General features: G+C 44.2%; 20 protein-coding genes. 14 read left to right on the top strand and 6 right to left on the bottom strand.

Annotation, left to right across the window (positions count from 1 at the left end; genetic code table 11):
* Positions 1 to 4: 4 nt before the first annotated feature.
* The 3 genes from A6E01_RS18460 to rimK are packed head-to-tail and all read right to left on the bottom strand — an operon-like array spanning position 5 to position 2,350.
* A complete protein-coding gene (locus A6E01_RS18460; RefSeq protein WP_017030171.1) occupies positions 5 to 436 on the bottom strand; it encodes an ATP-dependent zinc protease family protein in 432 nt (143 codons plus the stop codon).
* Entirely contained in the window at positions 429 to 1,445 is a 1,017-nt protein-coding gene (locus A6E01_RS18455; protein ID WP_017030172.1) for a succinylglutamate desuccinylase/aspartoacylase family protein, read from the bottom strand. Before A6E01_RS18455 ends, A6E01_RS18460 begins: the two co-directional genes overlap by 8 nt.
* Entirely contained in the window at positions 1,445 to 2,350 is a 906-nt protein-coding gene (gene rimK / locus A6E01_RS18450; RefSeq protein WP_017030173.1) for a 30S ribosomal protein S6--L-glutamate ligase, read from the bottom strand. Before rimK ends, A6E01_RS18455 begins: the two co-directional genes overlap by 1 nt.
* 234 nt (positions 2,351 to 2,584) lie before the next feature.
* Between rimK and A6E01_RS18445 the strand changes: the two genes are divergently transcribed.
* The 3 genes from A6E01_RS18445 (at position 2,585) to A6E01_RS18435 (ending at position 4,759) form a co-directional block, all read left to right on the top strand.
* Positions 2,585 to 3,469 carry a LysR family transcriptional regulator gene (locus A6E01_RS18445; protein WP_065210955.1) on the top strand — a complete coding sequence of 295 codons (885 nt, stop codon included), beginning with the start codon at positions 2,585 to 2,587 and terminating at the stop codon, positions 3,467 to 3,469.
* Between the two features lie 203 nt (positions 3,470 to 3,672).
* Positions 3,673 to 3,870 carry a hypothetical protein gene (locus tag A6E01_RS18440; protein WP_237334533.1) on the top strand — a complete coding sequence of 66 codons (198 nt, stop codon included), beginning with the start codon at positions 3,673 to 3,675 and terminating at the stop codon, positions 3,868 to 3,870.
* A gap of 82 nt (positions 3,871 to 3,952) precedes the next feature.
* Positions 3,953 to 4,759 (top strand): fumarylacetoacetate hydrolase family protein, encoded by an 807-nt coding sequence (locus A6E01_RS18435; protein WP_017031666.1) that lies wholly within the window; start codon positions 3,953 to 3,955, stop codon positions 4,757 to 4,759.
* Between the two features lie 92 nt (positions 4,760 to 4,851).
* Here A6E01_RS18435 and A6E01_RS18430 read toward each other — a convergent pair whose 3' ends face one another.
* Together A6E01_RS18430 and A6E01_RS18425 are read right to left on the bottom strand one after the other, a co-directional pair.
* Positions 4,852 to 5,622, bottom strand: a complete 771-nt coding sequence (locus tag A6E01_RS18430; protein ID WP_065210954.1) for a hypothetical protein — start codon at positions 5,620 to 5,622, stop codon at positions 4,852 to 4,854.
* A 168-nt stretch (positions 5,623 to 5,790) separates the two neighbouring features.
* Positions 5,791 to 6,888 carry a DUF3541 domain-containing protein gene (locus A6E01_RS18425; protein ID WP_065210953.1) on the bottom strand — a complete coding sequence of 366 codons (1,098 nt, stop codon included), beginning with the start codon at positions 6,886 to 6,888 and terminating at the stop codon, positions 5,791 to 5,793.
* 445 nt (positions 6,889 to 7,333) lie between these two features.
* Here A6E01_RS18425 and A6E01_RS18420 point away from each other — a divergent pair, with 445 nt between their 5' ends.
* From A6E01_RS18420 to A6E01_RS18405, 4 genes are all read left to right on the top strand, one after another.
* A complete protein-coding gene (locus A6E01_RS18420; RefSeq protein ID WP_017030179.1) occupies positions 7,334 to 8,017 on the top strand; it encodes a helix-turn-helix transcriptional regulator in 684 nt (227 codons plus the stop codon).
* A gap of 9 nt (positions 8,018 to 8,026) precedes the next feature.
* Positions 8,027 to 8,410 carry a RidA family protein gene (locus tag A6E01_RS18415; protein ID WP_017030180.1) on the top strand — a complete coding sequence of 128 codons (384 nt, stop codon included), beginning with the start codon at positions 8,027 to 8,029 and terminating at the stop codon, positions 8,408 to 8,410.
* 24 nt (positions 8,411 to 8,434) lie between these two features.
* Positions 8,435 to 9,847 (top strand): cation:dicarboxylate symporter family transporter, encoded by a 1,413-nt coding sequence (locus tag A6E01_RS18410; protein ID WP_017030181.1) that lies wholly within the window; start codon positions 8,435 to 8,437, stop codon positions 9,845 to 9,847.
* A 77-nt stretch (positions 9,848 to 9,924) separates the two neighbouring features.
* On the top strand, positions 9,925 to 11,247 hold the full coding sequence (locus A6E01_RS18405; protein WP_065210952.1) for a CoA-disulfide reductase: 1,323 nt from the start codon (positions 9,925 to 9,927) through the stop codon (positions 11,245 to 11,247).
* An 86-nt stretch (positions 11,248 to 11,333) separates the two neighbouring features.
* Here the strand turns inward: A6E01_RS18405 and A6E01_RS18400 are convergent, their stop codons facing one another.
* Positions 11,334 to 11,819 carry an arginine repressor gene (locus A6E01_RS18400; protein ID WP_065210951.1) on the bottom strand — a complete coding sequence of 162 codons (486 nt, stop codon included), beginning with the start codon at positions 11,817 to 11,819 and terminating at the stop codon, positions 11,334 to 11,336.
* Between the two features lie 635 nt (positions 11,820 to 12,454).
* On the opposite strand from A6E01_RS18400, the gene A6E01_RS18395 reads away from it, so the two are divergent.
* The 7 genes from A6E01_RS18395 (at position 12,455) to atpG (ending at position 17,473) form a co-directional block, all read left to right on the top strand.
* Positions 12,455 to 12,856 carry a hypothetical protein gene (locus A6E01_RS18395; protein WP_017028206.1) on the top strand — a complete coding sequence of 134 codons (402 nt, stop codon included), beginning with the start codon at positions 12,455 to 12,457 and terminating at the stop codon, positions 12,854 to 12,856.
* A 1-nt stretch (position 12,857) separates the two neighbouring features.
* Positions 12,858 to 13,628, top strand: a complete 771-nt coding sequence (gene atpB / locus A6E01_RS18390) for a F0F1 ATP synthase subunit A (protein ID WP_017028205.1) — start codon at positions 12,858 to 12,860, stop codon at positions 13,626 to 13,628.
* Positions 13,629 to 13,674: 46 nt separating this feature from the next.
* On the top strand, positions 13,675 to 13,911 hold the full coding sequence (gene atpE / locus A6E01_RS18385; protein ID WP_004730405.1) for a F0F1 ATP synthase subunit C: 237 nt from the start codon (positions 13,675 to 13,677) through the stop codon (positions 13,909 to 13,911).
* A 63-nt stretch (positions 13,912 to 13,974) separates the two neighbouring features.
* Positions 13,975 to 14,445 carry a F0F1 ATP synthase subunit B gene (locus A6E01_RS18380; protein ID WP_017028204.1) on the top strand — a complete coding sequence of 157 codons (471 nt, stop codon included), beginning with the start codon at positions 13,975 to 13,977 and terminating at the stop codon, positions 14,443 to 14,445.
* 11 nt (positions 14,446 to 14,456) lie between these two features.
* The gene (locus A6E01_RS18375) at positions 14,457 to 15,008 is read left to right on the top strand and encodes a F0F1 ATP synthase subunit delta (RefSeq protein WP_017028203.1); all 552 of its coding nucleotides are present in this window, start codon (positions 14,457 to 14,459) and stop codon (positions 15,006 to 15,008) included.
* 9 nt (positions 15,009 to 15,017) lie between these two features.
* A complete protein-coding gene (atpA, locus tag A6E01_RS18370; protein ID WP_017028202.1) occupies positions 15,018 to 16,559 on the top strand; it encodes a F0F1 ATP synthase subunit alpha in 1,542 nt (513 codons plus the stop codon).
* Positions 16,560 to 16,603: 44 nt separating this feature from the next.
* The gene (atpG, locus tag A6E01_RS18365; RefSeq protein ID WP_017028201.1) at positions 16,604 to 17,473 is read left to right on the top strand and encodes a F0F1 ATP synthase subunit gamma; all 870 of its coding nucleotides are present in this window, start codon (positions 16,604 to 16,606) and stop codon (positions 17,471 to 17,473) included.
* Positions 17,474 to 17,497: the final 24 nt, after the last annotated feature.

Here is a 17,497-nt window from a genome sequence, read left to right as displayed (position 1 = left end):
AGGATTATTCTTCGACCTCAAGTGTAAATGCTCGGCTTGGGTCAACGTAGACTTTGTTCCCCATACCTTCGCGACCCAGTAGCATTAAGTACGACATGTCTTTGCGGTTAGTTAGCGTTACTTCGATTGGCCAACTGTGCCCTGCGATGCCGAACGTGGTCTTAATTACGCAGCGTTGTTCTGCTTCACCGTTTGAAGATTTGATCTTACGTGAATCGATGACCTTAGCCTGACAGGTTACGATTTTGTCCAGATTGTAGATGTCTGGGTGAAGATCAAATTCCACGTATGGCTTACCATTTTTGCGAAATTTACGGATGTTGTCCGCATGCAAGGATGAGGTTTTTGCACCCGTATCCACTCGCACTTCAAGATCAACAATGCCTAAGTCAGGCAAGCTACACAGTTCAAGATTACCGATTATCAATCTATCCATTATCACTTTCACCTAAAGTGTCTTGCAGAAGCTCTATATGCTCTGCAACACCATCATCATTTTGTCCAAAGTAAGCAATGTGATACATCGCATCGCCTTCTTGAACCAAAGGAATGTTCTGTTTGCCAATAATGATTCCAGAACGTGTAGAAACCACTTTTTGGATTAACTCGCCCAGCGGAGAGTGTATCTCGGCTAACGTTTGGCCTTTAATCACTTGCTCTCCAAGCTCGAACATCTCGTTGACGAAGCCACTGCCGCTAGCTCGTAGCCATTCGCTTTTGTTAGCGATAAATGGCTCAATCTTGCGTTTTACTCGGCGCTTGCGAATCAAGCCTAGCTTCATCAATACGTTTTGCACGCCTTGGTAACCTGCGTTAATTGATAGATCATCAAAGCGCAGGGCCTCTCCCGCTTCATACAGTAAGATTCGAGTGTTGTTACTCGTTGCGGCCTCCCGCAAAGAACCGTCTCGCAATACTGAGTTTAGAAGCACCGGCACACCAAAGGTTTCTGCTAGGTCTTTTGTTTCTGCATCACTAAGGTCAGCACGGATCTGTGGCAAGTTGGAGCGATGAATCGCTCCAGTATGCAGGTCAATGCCGTAGTCACAGTGCTTGACGATATTCTCCATCAAGGTATGCGCTAATCTCGCAGCCATTGAGCCTTTTTCTGAACCCGGAAAGCTACGGTTGAGGTCGCGGCGATCCGGTAGATAACGGCTTTGGTTCAACACCCCATAAACGTTCACCATAGGCACCAAGATTAAGGTGCCTCGAATGACATTTAGGTTAGCCGAGATAAGGCGCCTGATGATTTCAATACCATTAAGCTCATCACCATGAACCGCGGCACTGACAAACACGGTTGGCCCTTGGCGCTTACCACGCTGGATGTGTACAGGTAGTGACAGTTCTGTATCGGTATACAGCTTGGCAACGGGTACATCAATCTGGCATTGCTCACCGGGCAGAATATCTACACCGGCAATAGTAAGTGCCTTGCTCATCAGCCTTTTCCTTTCGTTTTGTTTGCGTTTGGTTTGGCATTCTTTTCAATAAAGTCGAAGATCATGCTCGCAACGTCTTTCTCAGTTGCTTTCTCGATGCCTTCTAGACCAGGGGAGGAGTTAACTTCCATCACCACCGGGCCATTCTTAGATTGTAGAATGTCTACACCACACACATTCAGTCCCATCACTTTAGCGGCATTGATTGCCGTTTGACGCTCTTCTTTGGTCAAGCGTACAAGCTGCGCTGTGCCACCACGGTGCAAGTTCGAGCGGAATTCGCCTTCACCTGCTTGTCGTTTCATTGCTGCTATTACTTTGTTGCCGACTACGAAGCAACGAATGTCAGCGCCTTTAGCTTCTTCAATGAACTCTTGAACCAAGATGTTCGCTTTTAGGCCCATAAACGCTTCTATAACGCTTTCTGCGGCCTTGTTGGTTTCTGCTAATACAACGCCAATGCCTTGAGTTCCTTCCAGAAGCTTGATGACCACTGGAGCACCACCGACGTTCTTAATTACGTCCGGAATATTGTCAGGCTTGCTTGCAAACCCGGTGCGCGGTAAGCCAATGCCTTTACGTGATAACAATTGCAATGAACGCAATTTGTCGCGAGAACGACTGATAGCAACAGACTCGTTAACAGCAAAGGTTCCCATCATCTCAAATTGACGAACCACTGCTGTCCCGTAAAAGGTAATCGAAGAACCAATTCTTGGGATGACCGCATCGTAATGAGGCAGGTCTTCACCTTGGTAGCGAACCTTTGGACTGTTACTAGTAATGTCCATATAACAATGCAAAGTATCAATAATATCTACTTGGTGTCCTCTCGCTTCACCTGCTTCTTTAAGGCGGCGAGTGGAGTACAAAGATTCATTGCGAGATAAGATTGCAATACGCATGGTTTCGATTCCTACAGTTACGGTTAATTTGTGCGCAATGTAGTCGTATCTGCCCGTGAACGTAAGCGAATAATTTTTGTCGACAAGATAAGGGATATTTGTCGTAGAAAATAACTTCAACTTTACGGCATAACCCTATGTACTTAGACTATTTGTTAGCGGTATTGTGTAGGTCAACAGCACCCTAGTAGGTGCTAGCCCCAATCACAAAGGGCCCAATGAGAGAGTAACGTTATGGATGTAAAGGTATTTAAAACCTTTTTAGAAGTGGCTAAAGAGAGGCACTTTGGTCGTGCATCTGAGAATCTTTATATTACTCAGGCTGCCGTGAGCGCTCGGATAAAGCAGCTTGAATCGTATTTTGATACCACGCTGTTTATTCGAGATCGTAATGCCATTAAGTTAACCAGTGCAGGGGAGCGCTTGATCGGGTATGCCGAGGTTATGGTAAACACCCTACAACAAGCGAAGTTTGAGCTCTCTTTGGACAGTGGTAAGGCATTACAGTTAACACTTGCGGGTACGCCCAACATTTGGGACGCCTACTTGCAAAATGGCTTGAGCGTCATAACCGACTCATTTACCGGATATGGCTTTATTGCGGAGTCACTGTCGCGGGAGCAGCTAAACCGAAACTTACTGGAACGTACCCTAGATATTGCCTTCGTCTTTGACCCATTAAAGTCAGATGAACTGTTTAGTACCAAGGTTGCGGATTTAGAGCTAATGCTTGTCTCTACCTCACCAAATTCTGCGGAAGCAGCTTTTTCTCAAGGTTATGTGTATGTGGACTGGGGGACTCGCTTCGCCTCAGAGCACGCGGAGCGTCATCCTAAAACGCCAGCACCTTTTTTGAGAACCTCTACAGGCCGAATCGCGTTGGATTTCATTTTGGAGAAAGGCGGCACGGCTTATTTACCTAAATCAGTGGTAGAACCGTTTGTAACCGCGGGCCAACTGCATTTGGTGAAAGGTATAGAAGAGTGGAAACGCCCTGTTTACCTGAGTTATCGTAAATCGAGTACCTCTATTGATGCCATAAAACAGGTAGAGAAACTGTTCTCTCAGATCGATCCGCAAACAACATTTACCCTGCAACAAGGTAGTGAAGCAAATTAATATCTTGGACTTATAGGCCAGTTTGCATATACCCAGATCACGCAAACTGGCTTGTTTGATGTACCGATCGTGACCGTGCCTTCAGTTTTGACTCAAGCTCATCTCAAATCTCACAAAACCGTTTTTCATCGCTAATCCTTCAACACAAAAACGCTTAAGATCAAACGTGTATTCATTAGCAAATTCAAAGGATTGAGATGCTTATGCGTTATGAAACAGGCTTCACTTTTGTGCTGAAGCAAGGAATAGGGATATTACTCGCTGCCCTGCTTATAATAAGTGCATTCTTCTATTTATCTTACGACCTAAACCAAACCATTCTCGCGTTTGGTGATGTCAACGAATTGATAGACGAAACCCCTATAACGGTATTAGTAGGAGAATACTCCTCCGCCAATTAAATACTCCTCCGCCAATTAAATACTCAACTATGATCGAGACTCTTAGCTTTTGCGTAAAGTTAACGTCTTCAGGAGGGTATTTATGAAATGGATTTTATTGATCAGCGGACTGTGTTTCGCTGCAACCACCTTTGCCGCGAGTGAGCAGTTTGTTCGATATGAATATCAAGGGCAAACGGGCTATGGACAGCTAAAAGAACAAACCATCTACTCCGTCGAGGGTGACCTTTTCGGTCAATTCACCCTCTCGACGCAAGCTATCAAACAAAGTGACGTGAAATTACTTCTGCCGGTCGAGCCTGAGAAAGTGTTCGCGGTGGGGATGAATTTTGCGAGCCATTTATCGTCGCCCTCAAACAAACCACCACCACTGTTTCTCAAGCTCCCTTCTTCTTTAGTGCTGTCTGGCGAACCCGTCATGGTGCCCAAAGGAGCCAGCAATGTGCACTTTGAAGGAGAGCTTGTCTTGGTCATAGGCAAAGAGATTCGCTACGTAACGGAAAGCGAAGCCAGTGATGCCATCTTTGGTGTGACAGTGGGTAACGATATTACCGAGCGAGGTTGGCAAGGCAGAGACTTGCAATGGCTACGGTCAAAAGCGGCAGATGGATTTGGCCCAATAGGAGCCACCATTACCCGTGGAGTGGATTACAACAATGTCATTCTTACTACACGCTTGAATGGCAAGGTGGTACAACAAGAGTCCACCAAAAACATGATTCACAGCCCCGCTAAGGTGGTGAGCTACTTAAGCCAGTACTTTACGCTAAAGCCGGGAGACCTCATTTATATGGGCACCCCAGGCCGTACCAAGGCACTGAAAAACAATGATGTTGTTTCGGTATCAATTGAAGGGGTGGGAGAGCTCAGCAACAAGATCCAGTTTTAAACAAAAAAAGAGTGGAAGCCTATTGGCCTTCCACTCTTTTTTGCTAGAAGCTAGAAGCTAGAAGCTAGAAGCTAGAGGCTAGAGGCTAGCCATTAATATCCAAACGCTGGAGCCAAAACCTTGTACATCAGCGCCGGGAAGTCATCCAAAAGATGCAACGTATTGTTGTGCTTAGCGCCTGTATTTAGGTCGGTGAAATCTGCACGGAAATAGAATCTCTCTGAATCCTTGTAGGTATCCATATCAAAGTCAGTGACCAGATCGTACGGTATACCATTGGATAGGATTTGATGGCCGTCCAATTGGTGTGTCAGTGTGTGCTTGATGTTAATGCATTCATCGTTGGCGCAGTGCGTGGCGATGTTAAAGCTTACACTATCACCTTGAGTGCTAAGGTGTTTATCCGCTAAGCCCACTGCATTGTGATTGACCATAGGCCAGATATAGCCATTGTCGATTTGCTTATCATTGATCACCCAGATAAACGCGTGCTCATAGAGCATTTCAAGTTCGCTGGTATGGCGTGACACAAAATGCACGATAGTCAGTTCTTCATTTTCCCACACGCAGGATACATGAATGGCCATTTGTGGATGCTCGCCGGTGTAGCGACATACCGCATCTAGGTCTTCCACGGCCATTCCGTAACGAGCCGACGCTTCTATGTACCAATCGATTGGCAATCTATCTGGGATTAAATCACCCGGTAAATGTCCAGGCTCACCTGCGCCAGGGTTAGGACGCTCAGGAGCAGTTACATCTGGAAGATGCGATGGCGGTAATTGCTGAGAGGCGTTGTCATTGCTAGAGGAGTTACAACCTATTAAAAAGGTTACCAGAGCAATCGGCAGTAAATGTTTCATTGTGCTTACCTTATGATGCGAGTTCAGAGCAAAGCCTGTAGTAACCTTGCTCGATACTTTTTCTGGCGTATTTATAACAACGGCAAGCAGCAACGACTAATTCATGAAACAACTATCGTTAATAAGCAGTGCTTATCATAAGGCGGTTTGAAGTGCGCAAGGGAAGGGTTAATCGGCGTTTTTATGCATCAATCCAAAAGGCACAGATTCAAATAAGTCTGGGTTGGTAGAGGTATTAGGACCTGGGTTTGGCGAGTGCCAGTCCAGTAGCATTATGGCCAACACATTGCGATGTTCACCGTAGCTAAAATCGAGGTTTCCTGAAACCGAGGGGATGCGACCTGCGGTTTCATCGATAGATTGTCTGATGGCTTCTCGAGCTTTATAGACGACAGGATCATCGTCAAGCCCTGCGAGTAGGAAACTGAGACCCACCTCAGCGATAACATCTTGCTTGGTGTAGGTGATGATGTCTTCAATGTTTTGTCGAAAGTAGTCGTATATCCAAGCATGATCCGCTTCGTTGACTTGGCTTTGATAGTAGCCCGAGTCCGCAATCACAATATGGGTCATACCATAGAGCTTGTTTTCATACTGCTGCAGAGACAATCGATAATCTTCATGATCTGGGTAGGTATCCTTTAGCGCCTGAGTAAATTCAGTGACGTGATCGCCCATCCCCAATTGCTTCAACCAATAGACCTGATTGGCCAGTTGAGCTGCCCATGCTCTTATCATCGCTTTGTCAGTAAACAATTCATCGAAGGGGTATTGCTCAAGATGCCTTCTTAGCTTCTTATCGTCTTTGTGCTTTAGACCATAGTCATCGACTCGAGCCATATATCTCAGTAGATCTAAGCCTAGATAAAAGTATTCTGGCTTGTCCTTTGTGGCGACCAGTCGTCTTTTACTGCGCTCATCTTTACCTTGCTGATATTGCGTTAGGCGCTGCTCGGCGTATTGATTCATGGTTTGCTTGGAGTGAAGGTCGGCAGAGAGTTGGTTCAGTCTGATGGACATGATGCCGATGTCTTCTTCAATCACGACTAGGTACTTAGGATCTAGCGTTTGTCGGAACATGCGTAAGCCAAAATGACCTTGCTTATAGGGCGAGAGGGTGAATAGTTCCTGCTCATAGGTCTGTTTTACGGTGTTGGCTGCGCTACGATAGGTATCAGAAGAGGTGGTTTGTTGAAAATAATAAACCGCCACACCAGAGCAAACGAGTGCGGTAATACCTACATAGGCTAGCGGTCGTTTAATCATTCCCTTGAAATTCCTTATCTCTAAAATAGCCACATTGCTTATTCTAGGCGAAATCTATCTAACAATATGACTTTGAAAGTTATTTTTCCGTTAAAGATACTAGTAATTAACCAGCGGTGAATGAGCCTTCATCCTCAATTCTTTAGTCTTTAAATCCATCTTTTATAGCTCCATTTTTCGCCAATGTTGAGCAAGATCTCGTTTATTTTGTGTCAGTCCGGTGGTGGAATTTAAGTTTACATTTTTAAACCTTGACGCAGTTAATAAAATTAAACTCAAACTACCACTTTAGTGTGATGTGGTTCTCTAATATTTTTTGATCTAAATCTATAAAATCAGTAAATCTGTTTAAAAACAACTAGTTAATGTGTTTTGGTGTGATTTTGTCATCTACCCCTATAGGAGTATTCTGTGCCTACCGAGTTAATAGAAGTAAACCTAAGTGATGAGCGTACAACAAGTTAAGTTTACAAAAGAAGACAAGAAAAGCCTTCAACACTATTTTCGCATTGCAGACACTATTGCGGATTTAATTGGGCCACATTGCGAAGTATTGATTCACTCTTTTGAGAGCCTCGAAAACTCAGTAGTAAAAATCGTCAATGGGCATCATACCGGGCGTGAAATCGGTTCCCCAATAACCGACCTTGGTCTGCGCATGTGGAGCGAGTTTGAGCGAACAGGAGAGGTTTCACCGAAATGTTATTTCACTAAGAGTAGTGATGGCGCAATGATGAAATCAACCACATGCGTGTTGGCCGGTGAGAATGGCAAAGCGATTGGCATGTTGTGTATCAACATGAACTTGTCTCACCCTTTCCCAGAGATCATGAAAACACTGATGCCTGATGTGTCAGTGAGCAACTTCTTGGAGAACGAACATTTCAGCACCTCTGCAGGTGATGTGATTTATCAAGCACTTGAGCAGGCGATTCATGAAGTGGATGGCGACCCGAGTGTGACTCCAAAAGGACGTAATAAAGCGATTACCAAACACCTGTTTGATAATGGGATTTTTGAGCTGAAAGAGACCACAACACAAGTGGCAGAGAAGCTAGGGATCACTCGTCAGGCAATCTATAAGTTCCTCAGAGAATTCAAATCAGAAACAACTGAAATTTTAAATTAAGGAAAAGTCGTGAAACAACTTATCTCAACCCCTAATGCTCCAGCTGCAATCGGACCTTATGCCCAAGGTACTGCTTATTCCGAGTTAGTACTGACTTCGGGTCAATTACCTCTAGACCCAGAAACTATGGCGTTTGTTGAAGGCGGCATCAAAGAGCAAGCAAGACAGTCGTTATTAAATCTAAAAGAAGTATTAGAAGCCGGTGGGGCCAGTCTAGAGACCGTTTTAAAAACCACCTGTTTTCTGTCTGATATGGAGAATTTTGCTGCATTTAATGAAGTGTATACCGAAGTATTTGGCACAGATAACCCACCGGCGCGCTCTTGTGTAGAAGCAGCTCGCTTACCTAAAGATGCACTTGTCGAAGTCGAAGCTATTGCCCATCGCAAATAGCGAAAGCCTAAATAGGATTTAATTATGAGTTTCCAATTTATTGTACTTTCCGTACTGTTTTTAGGTTTTTACGCAGTACTGTCCAATTTTAAAAAGCAAAAGAAAACATTTAACTACCGCGTACTCAGTGCATTGGTGGGAGGTCTTTTATTTGGTGGTGTGATTCAGCTATCTCTTGGTGTTGATCACAGTGCAGTGGCGAGCTTTGGCGAGTTCATCTCTGTGTTTGGTAAAGGCTATATCAAGCTCCTACAAATGATCGTTATCCCATTGGTATTTGTGGCTATGGTTTCATCTGTGATGAACGTAGATGGTGCGGGCGCACTTTCTAAAATAGCACCAAAAATCATTGGGTTATTGATCTTCACCGTAGCGATCTCAGCCATCATTGGTGTTGCAAGTATCTATATCTTTGGTATTGATGCTAATACTATGGTGACCTCTGTTGGCTCCAACGGCGCTATTGAAGCTCGTGGTGACAGCCTGATTTCAACTCAAGAAAGCATGTCTAGTAATGGTCTAGCAGCGCTTGCTCTATCCATCATCCCTGCGAACATATTTGATATGTTGACGGGCTCTGAAAGAACATCAACGCTATCTACTGTTCTATTTGGCATGTTCCTTGGCTACAGCATCCTACAGGTTAAGAAGCGTCGCCCTGAGAAAGTGCAAAACTTCGTAGATTTCATTAACTCTGCTAAAGAAGTTGTACTGTCTATGGTTCGCGAAATCTTGAAGCTAACGCCATACGGTGTGTTCGCTCTGATGACGTCGTTCATGATGACAAATGACCTATTTGCTCTTGCAGAGATGGGCCGCTTCCTAGTTGCAAGCTACGCAGCAATCTTTGCAATGTATCTAGTGCACATCGCGATGGTCTCCATCACTGGTTTGTCTCCAATGAAGTTTGTGAAGAAGTCATGGCCTGTATTGGTGTTTGGTTTCGGTTCTCGTTCAAGCATGGCGGCTATCCCACTTAACGTTGAAACGCAAAATCGCACTTTAGGTGTAGACGAAGAAACTGCCAACATGTCAGCAACGTTCGGTACGAGTATTGGCCAAAATGGTTGTGCAGGTATCTACCCAGCAATGCTAGCTATCATGGCTGCGCAAGTCATGGGTATTCCAGTAGACCTAGGCTTCATTGTTCAGCTAGTTGCTGTTATCGCGATTGCATCATTCGGTATTGCTGGTGTGGGCGGCGGTGCAACCTTCGCTGCAGTAGCGGTACTGACTATCATGGGATTAGATATCACAGTTGTGGCTATCCTAGTCTCAATCGAAGCCTTGATTGATATGGCGCGTACTGCCTTGAATATCTCTGGTTCTATGTTGTCTGGTGTATTGACGGCTAAGAAGAACGGCACACTAGATAAAGAAGTGTACAACTCGGAAGTAACCAAAGGTACTGAGACTCCAGAGGAAGCGATAGCTTAATCGGTCTCTTTAATAAATATAAAGAAATACTCTATTTGGTGGCCATATTGGCCACCCTTTTTAGTTAAGGTTTTAGTATGAAAATAGTGGTGATCGGCGGTAACGCGGCGGGTATGAGTTTTGCGGCAAAATACAAACGCAATCAGCCAAGTGATGAAGTGGTTGTTATCGAAAAGCGTGACTATATCTCTTTTGGCGGTTGTGGCTTGCCTTACTTCGCTGGTGGCATGTTTGATGATACTGAGCGAATGATTTCTCGTACGCCAGAGCAGGCGATTAAGTCAGGCCTGGATCTGCGAATCTCTACTGAAGTTGTCTCTATTGATAGAGACAACAAACAAGTGGAAGTATTAGCTAATGGACAAAAAGAGCGTATTGATTACGACAAAGTGATCATCTGCACCGGCGCAAGACCGATAGTGCCTAGTTTTGGTGAATATAACCCAGAAAATGTCTTTACTCTTACCAGTCAAGAAGACGGATTAGCGGTAAAGGCAGCTTTTGCTGAAGAGAAAAATCAAAATATCTGTGTCATTGGTGCCGGCTTTATTGGTCTTGAGGTATTTGACGCCGCTGACCATTTAAACAAGAAGGTGACTATCATTGAGCGCGCCTCTCGCGTAATGAGCCGCCAGTTTGGCGCAGATATGGTGTCTGCCGTAGAGCAAAGTATTACAGAAGCGGGTGCGGACTTAAGAGTTGATTGCAGCGTAGAAGCCATTCGAGATGCTGAAGCTGGTGGTTACGAAGTGATCACAGATAAAGGCTCTGTATTTGCAGATGTGGTCGTCATGTCTTTGGGCTTTAAGCCGAATACCGAGATGTTTGATTTAGACAAACATCCAACAGGTGCACTGCTGGTGAATGAGTTCGGCCAAACAGCAGACGAGCACATTTACGCTGTAGGCGATTGCGCTGTGGCTCACCACATTGCTTTGAACCAGTCGGTATACCTACCGCTTGCTACAACGGCGAATAAGCAAGCTCGAATGATGGCAGATAACCTATCAGGTAAAGATGTTTATTTGGAAGGCTTCCTAGGTTCTTCGTGCTTGAAAGTCTTAGATTACGAGATGGCTTGTACGGGTGTCACTCAGGCACTAGCCGAAGAGTCTGGCATTGAGCACAAGATCTCTGTGATTTCAGACAAAAATCAAACCGACTATTACCCTGGTCAAGAAGACATTAAGGTGAAGTTAATTTATAACCCAAAAACCAAAGTAATCTTGGGTGGCGAGATCGTTGGTAAGAAGGGCGCAGTAAGCAGAATCAATGCTCTCGCTGTAGCCATCACAGCTAAGATGACCACATCGCAATTGGGTTATCTGGATTTCTGCTACGCTCCTCCATTTGCTCGTACGTGGGATGCCCTGAATGTCGCAGGTAACGTAGCCAAGTAAATCATGCTCTAACTAAAACCCTAGAAGTGGATAGTCCATTTCTAGGGTTTTTTGGTTTAAAGCTTACTGGTTCTTGAAAGAGAAGGTCAGCTCAGTGCTAGTATGTTTCGCACCGCCTGTTTGCACTGCTCTATATTTTCCACATCACTGGGTATAACTAACACAGTATCATCACCGGCAATGGAGCCTAATATGGCTTTGTCTGCGTCAAAATCAATCAATCTAGCGATCAGCTGGGCACTGCCAGGCTTTGCCTTTATTACAATCATAGATTTGTTGTCTGCAACGGAATCGATCTGAGAAGCAATAGATGAATCAAACTGTATGGCGCTGGTTTCTGGTGCTAAGCAGTAAATCTTTTTACCTAGGGCGTTTGGCGCCTTGATAACCCCTAGTTGAGTCAGAAGACGTGAAACCGTTGATTGGCTGATTCCAGCAAAGCCATTTTTGATTAAGCTTTCTCGTAATTCACTCTGATTGTGAAAGCTATTTTCCTGAAGAAGACGTTTACATACGTTTTCCAATGACTTGTCTTGAGATTGAGGGTGGCTCAAGCTGGCACTGCTGTGCATAGATTTACCTTAGTGATGCATTAATAGTATTAGGTGTGAGCGGCGGCATATTATCATCGAATTACTCCTTAATGTATGAAGAAGATCACTGTATTACTATTATATTTATTATTAATAATAAATGGCTTGCATAACATCTACGTATCTATATTTAGTTGGTTTCATATTAATTGTAAATAAAGGTCTTTGCAGGGTATCTCTGATATTCCATCAGTTTCTATTGCTTGGGTTGCACAACAAAGTAGTAATAACTCCTTATATTCCACACCATTTCAGTTTTGAATAGTTACCTTGCAAATTTATAGTGAATAAATAATTAAATTGATATCAATCAAGAGTGCTGTGCACCTGGTTGCAGTTACAAGCGCTATAAATGAACGCATCTAGTGTCAGTTGCTCAATTTTCATAAATAAATGACGCAGTTATCAAAAATGAAATGATTGATGTCGGTATTTGGTATTTTGATCACGGAACTTTAGGCGTAACTTATCCATATCGAAGCGATAGCCAATAAGTTTTATATAGCTAACCTTCGTGGGGAAATATAAAGAGTAGCCAAGAGTCAGTTTCTAGGAACGAGTTCACTTTCGACTGTTTTTTATATTAATGTTACTGCTAAATACGAGGTTAAATTATGAGGCTGGATGGAATCAGCGGGGACATTCTTGTTGCTGCAAAAAGAGTTATTCTTTGCCAAGTAGTATTAGCCATCGGTGTAGTTTTATTTGAAGTGTTTTTTGGTAATAAAATAGATATGGAATCTGCAGTATTAGGTGTCGTTATTGCGATGATACCACCGCTGATCGGTTTTATATATGCAAGCCTTAAAGTGCAAAGAAACCCAAATTATAGCTTGCGCGATCTTATGCAAATGAGTCGTGTAGTGAAACTCATTTATACATTTGTAATGTTTATTCTGGCCTTCCGATTCTTCGGTTTGGACAACCCAGTAATTATAGAAGCATACATTGTGACAATGATTGGGTACTTCTTAACACCATTTATTATCGGCTCTAACAAGTCGGAGTATGCGTAGTATGGAAAATGTTACTACCGCTCACGAGTATATAGAGCATCACTTAACCTTCTTAACTACAGGTGATGGTTTCTGGGCATTCAACGTAGACTCTATGTTGATGTCCTGGATAACTGGTTTACTGTTTATTGGCGCTTTTCGATACGTTGTGACTAAAGGAACAAGTGGCGTTCCGGGTCGTTTTCAATGCCTTATCGAAGTCATCTTTGAATTTGTAAACAATCTAGTAAAAGAAATTTTTCAGGCAGAAGATAAATTAATTGGGCCACTGGCATTAACCACCTTCGTTTGGGTGCTGTTAATGAACGCAGTCGATTTACTACCAATTGATTTGGTGCCATCGCTTACCGGCGCTATGGGACTAACACACTTTAGAGATCTACCGACAGCGGATGTGAACGTCCCGATGTCGATGGCACTGGGTGTATTTATTCTGCTATTAACGTATACGTTTAAAAATAAAGGTCTGAAAGGATTTATTAAAGAGCTAACAACTCAACCATTTGATAATCCACTGTTATACCCAGTTAACCTTGTTTTAGAACTTATTACGTTAATTTCAAAACCAATATCACTAGGTTTACGATTATTCGGAAATATGTACGCAGGTGAAATGATATTTATCCTGATTGCATTAATGCCTTGGTGGATGCAATGGGCACTGAGTGTTCCATGGGCTTTATTCCACATCTTAATCGTTTTCTTACAAGCATTTATTTTTATGGTACTGACTATCGTTTATTTAGGAATGGCAGTCGAAGAACACCATTAATTATTAACACAGATTTAATTAACAAATTTATATATCGGAGATACAAATGGATATCGTAAGCGCAGTTTTATATGTAGCAGGTGCATTACTGATTGGTCTTGGTGCAGCGGGTGCCGCATCTGGTATCGGTAACCTAGCAGGTAAATACCTAGAGGGTGTTGCACGTCAGCCAGATCTAACTCCAATGCTTCGTACTCAATTCTTCATCATGATGGGTCTTGTGGATGCTGTACCGATGATCGGTGTGGGTATCGGTCTATACATCATCTTCGCAGTAGCTTAATTCAACAATTAATAAGCTTTGAAAAGACCGATTTATAAGTAATCAAGATTTAGTGAGGAAGGTATGAACTTAAATGCAAGCATGCTCGGACAAGCAATCTCATTCGTGATTTTTGTTTGGCTATGTATGAAATATGTATGGCCACCTCTCACCGCGATGTTAGACGAGCGCCAAAAAGAAATCGCTGAAGGCTTACGCCACTCAGAAAATGCAGCGAAAGAGCTAGAAATAGCGAAAGCGAATGGTGCTCAACTCATCGAAGATGCAAGACGCAATGTGACTGAAATGGTTGAACAAGGCAATAAACGCCGCAGTGAAATCATCAGCCAAGCTCAGCAAGAAGCTGAACAAGAAAAAGCACGCATCTTGGAGCAAGGTAGAGCCGAACTAGAAGGCGAGCGTCAAAAATTACGTCAGGAACTTCAGGCGAAAATGGCAGACGCAGTAATTGAAAGTGCACAGAAGTTGATTAGTAAGAACCTGGATTCAGCAACGAACCGAGCTCTGGTTGATCAATTGATAAGCGAAATCTAAGCGGAGGCAATATGTCAGAGTACACAACTATTGCTCATCCCTACGCCAAAGCATCGTTCGACTTTGCTTTGAGTGAGAACAAGTTACAAGAGTGGCAACAAATGCTGTCAATTCTTGTAGCTGTGGCAGAAGAAGAAACCATCGCGGGTGAGATTTCTTCAGCAGAAGGTGCAGGCACACAGCAAGCCGAAATTCTGGCCGACATCATTATTGAGGTTTGCCAAGGACTCGTAGACGAACACGTCGTAAACCTAATCAAAGTCCTGGCAGAGAATGGTCGTCTTTCGGTTGTAAGAGAGTTGTTTGAACTGTTTACCGAACTTAAGGATGAACATGAGCGTGTTATTCCTGTCACTGTCACAAGCTCAGAATCGCTTACACAAGAGCAAGTTACGGCACTTACTGCCGCACTTGAGAAGAAATTAGAGCGTCGAGTTGAACTAGAGCAAGTGCTAGACAACACAATGGTGGGTGGGATTGTCGTCCAAGCAGGCGAAACAATCATTGATGGTTCAGTAGACACATCAATCACCCGACTAGCTAGTCAACTTCACGCGAGATAGGTAACAGATATGCAATTAAATTCAAATGAAATTAGCGATCTGATCAGAGAGCGTATCGCGAAATTTAATGTGAGCACTGAAGCTCGCAACGAAGGTACCATCGTCTCTGTTCGTGATGGCATCATCACCATTAACGGACTTGCAGATGTTATGCAGGGCGAGATGATTGAACTACCAGGTGGCAAGTTCGCACTAGCACTTAACCTTGAGCAATACTCTGTAGGTGCCGTAGTAATGGGCCCTTACACCGACCTTTCTGAAGGCATGAAAGTAAAAGGTACAGGCCGTATCTTGGAAGTGCCAGTAGGTAACGGACTGCTTGGTCGTGTGGTAAACACGCTAGGCGAACCAATCGATGGTAAAGGCGCTGTAAGTTATGAGCAGCTTGATCCTGTAGAAGTGATTGCTCCGGGTGTAATCGAGCGTAAGTCAGTAGACCAACCCATTCAAACAGGCTACAAAGCCGTTGATACTATGGTGCCAATCGGTCGTGGTCAGCGTGAGCTTATCATCGGTGACCGTCAGACGGGTAAAACCGCAATGGCAATCGATGCCATCATCAACCAGAAAGACTCTGGTGTTAAATGTGTGTATGTGGCTATCGGCCAGAAAGCATCAACCATCGCCAACGTAGTGCGTAAACTAGAAGAGCACGGTGCTCTAGAAAACACTATCGTCGTTGTGGCTTCAGCATCTGAATCAGCAGCACTTCAATACCTTGCTCCGTATGCAGGTTGTACCATGGGCGAATATTTCCGTGACCGTGGTGAAGATGCACTGATCATCTATGATGACTTGTCTAAACAAGCCGTTGCTTACCGTCAAATCTCACTACTACTTAAACGCCCACCGGGTCGTGAAGCATTCCCTGGTGACGTTTTCTATCTCCACTCACGCCTTCTAGAACGTGCAGCTCGTGTAAACGAAGCGTACGTAGAGAAATTCACTAAAGGTGCAGTGAAAGGTAAAACAGGTTCATTGACCGCTCTACCTATCATCGAAACTCAAGCAGGTGACGTATCGGCGTTCGTACCGACTAACGTAATCTCAATCACTGATGGTCAGATTTTCCTTCAGACTCAACTGTTTAACTCAGGCTTACGCCCAGCGGTTGACCCAGGTATCTCAGTATCACGTGTAGGTGGTGCAGCGCAGAGTAAGATCATCAAGAAACTGTCTGGTGGCATTCGTACCGCACTTGCACAGTACCGCGAATTGGCAGCGTTTGCTCAGTTCTCTTCTGACCTAGATGAGACAACTCGTAAGCAGCTTGACCATGGTGAGCGTGTAACTGAGCTGATGAAACAGAAACAGTACGCACCAATGTCAGTAGCCGCTCAAGCGATAGTTATCTTCGCTGCAGAGAAGGGTTACTTGGGTGATGTCGAGCTTTCTAAGATTGGATATTTCGAGCAAGAGTTGTTGGCTTACGCAAACGGCCAAAACCCTGAGTTGATGGCAAAAATCAACGCAACGGGTGATTACAACGACGAAATTGACGCGGGTTTACACGAGATACTGAAAGGCTTTGTCTCAGTGCAGTCACTGTAAGCTCCGGTTTGTTGACTGGAAATCGAAACAAATAGGAGCAGATAATGGCAAATACCAAAGAGATTCGCACCAAGATAGGCAGTGTTGGTAACACTCAAAAAATCACCAGTGCAATGGAGATGGTTGCGGCAAGTAAGATGCGTAAAGTTCAAGACCATATGGAGCAAACTCGCCCCTATGCCGAGAACATGCGTCACGTTATCTCTCACGTCGCATCGGGTTCGTTGGAATACCAACATCCCTACCTTCAACAACGTGAGCCAAAGCGTGTTGCTTACATCATCATTTCATCTGACCGCGGCTTATGTGGCGGCTTGAACAACAACTTGTTCAAGAGGGTGCTTGAAGAGATGCAACAGTGGCGAGCGAAGGGTGTAGAGGTTGATACCACCTTAATCGGTTCTAAGGCTATTAGCTTCTTCCAACGCGGCGGCAACGTCGTAGCGCAAACTGCAGGTCTAGGTGACTCTCCAAAATTGGAAGACATCTTAGGCACAGTAAACGCCATGTTGGAACACTATGACGAAGGTAAGATCGACAGTTTGTATTTGGTTTACAACAAGTTCGTTAACACCATGGTGCAAGAGCCAACGACAGCACAATTGCTGCCACACCCGTCAGATGTAGAAGCAGACGCAAATGCAAGAGAAGCACGTCGCTGGGACTACATCTACGAGCAAGCACCAAAAGACATTCTCTCTGAATTGTTACACCGCTACATCGAGTCGCAAGTGTACCAAGGCATTGTAGAGAGCATTGCGTGTGAGCAAGCAGCCCGAATGGTAGCCATGAAAGCGGCCACCGACAACGCCGGCCAACTGATTGACAACTTACAGTTGGTTTACAACAAAGCGCGTCAGGCTGCCATAACCCAAGAACTGAGCGAAATCGTCTCAGGCGCCCAAGCGGTATAGGGTTCGGAAAAGAATTTGAGGATT

The organism is Vibrio breoganii (genome assembly GCF_001677275.1).
Taxonomy (GTDB): Bacteria; Pseudomonadota; Gammaproteobacteria; order Enterobacterales; family Vibrionaceae; genus Vibrio; species Vibrio breoganii.
Note: the sequence above shows the minus strand (reverse complement) of the source record. Positions and strands in the feature narration are given on the sequence as shown.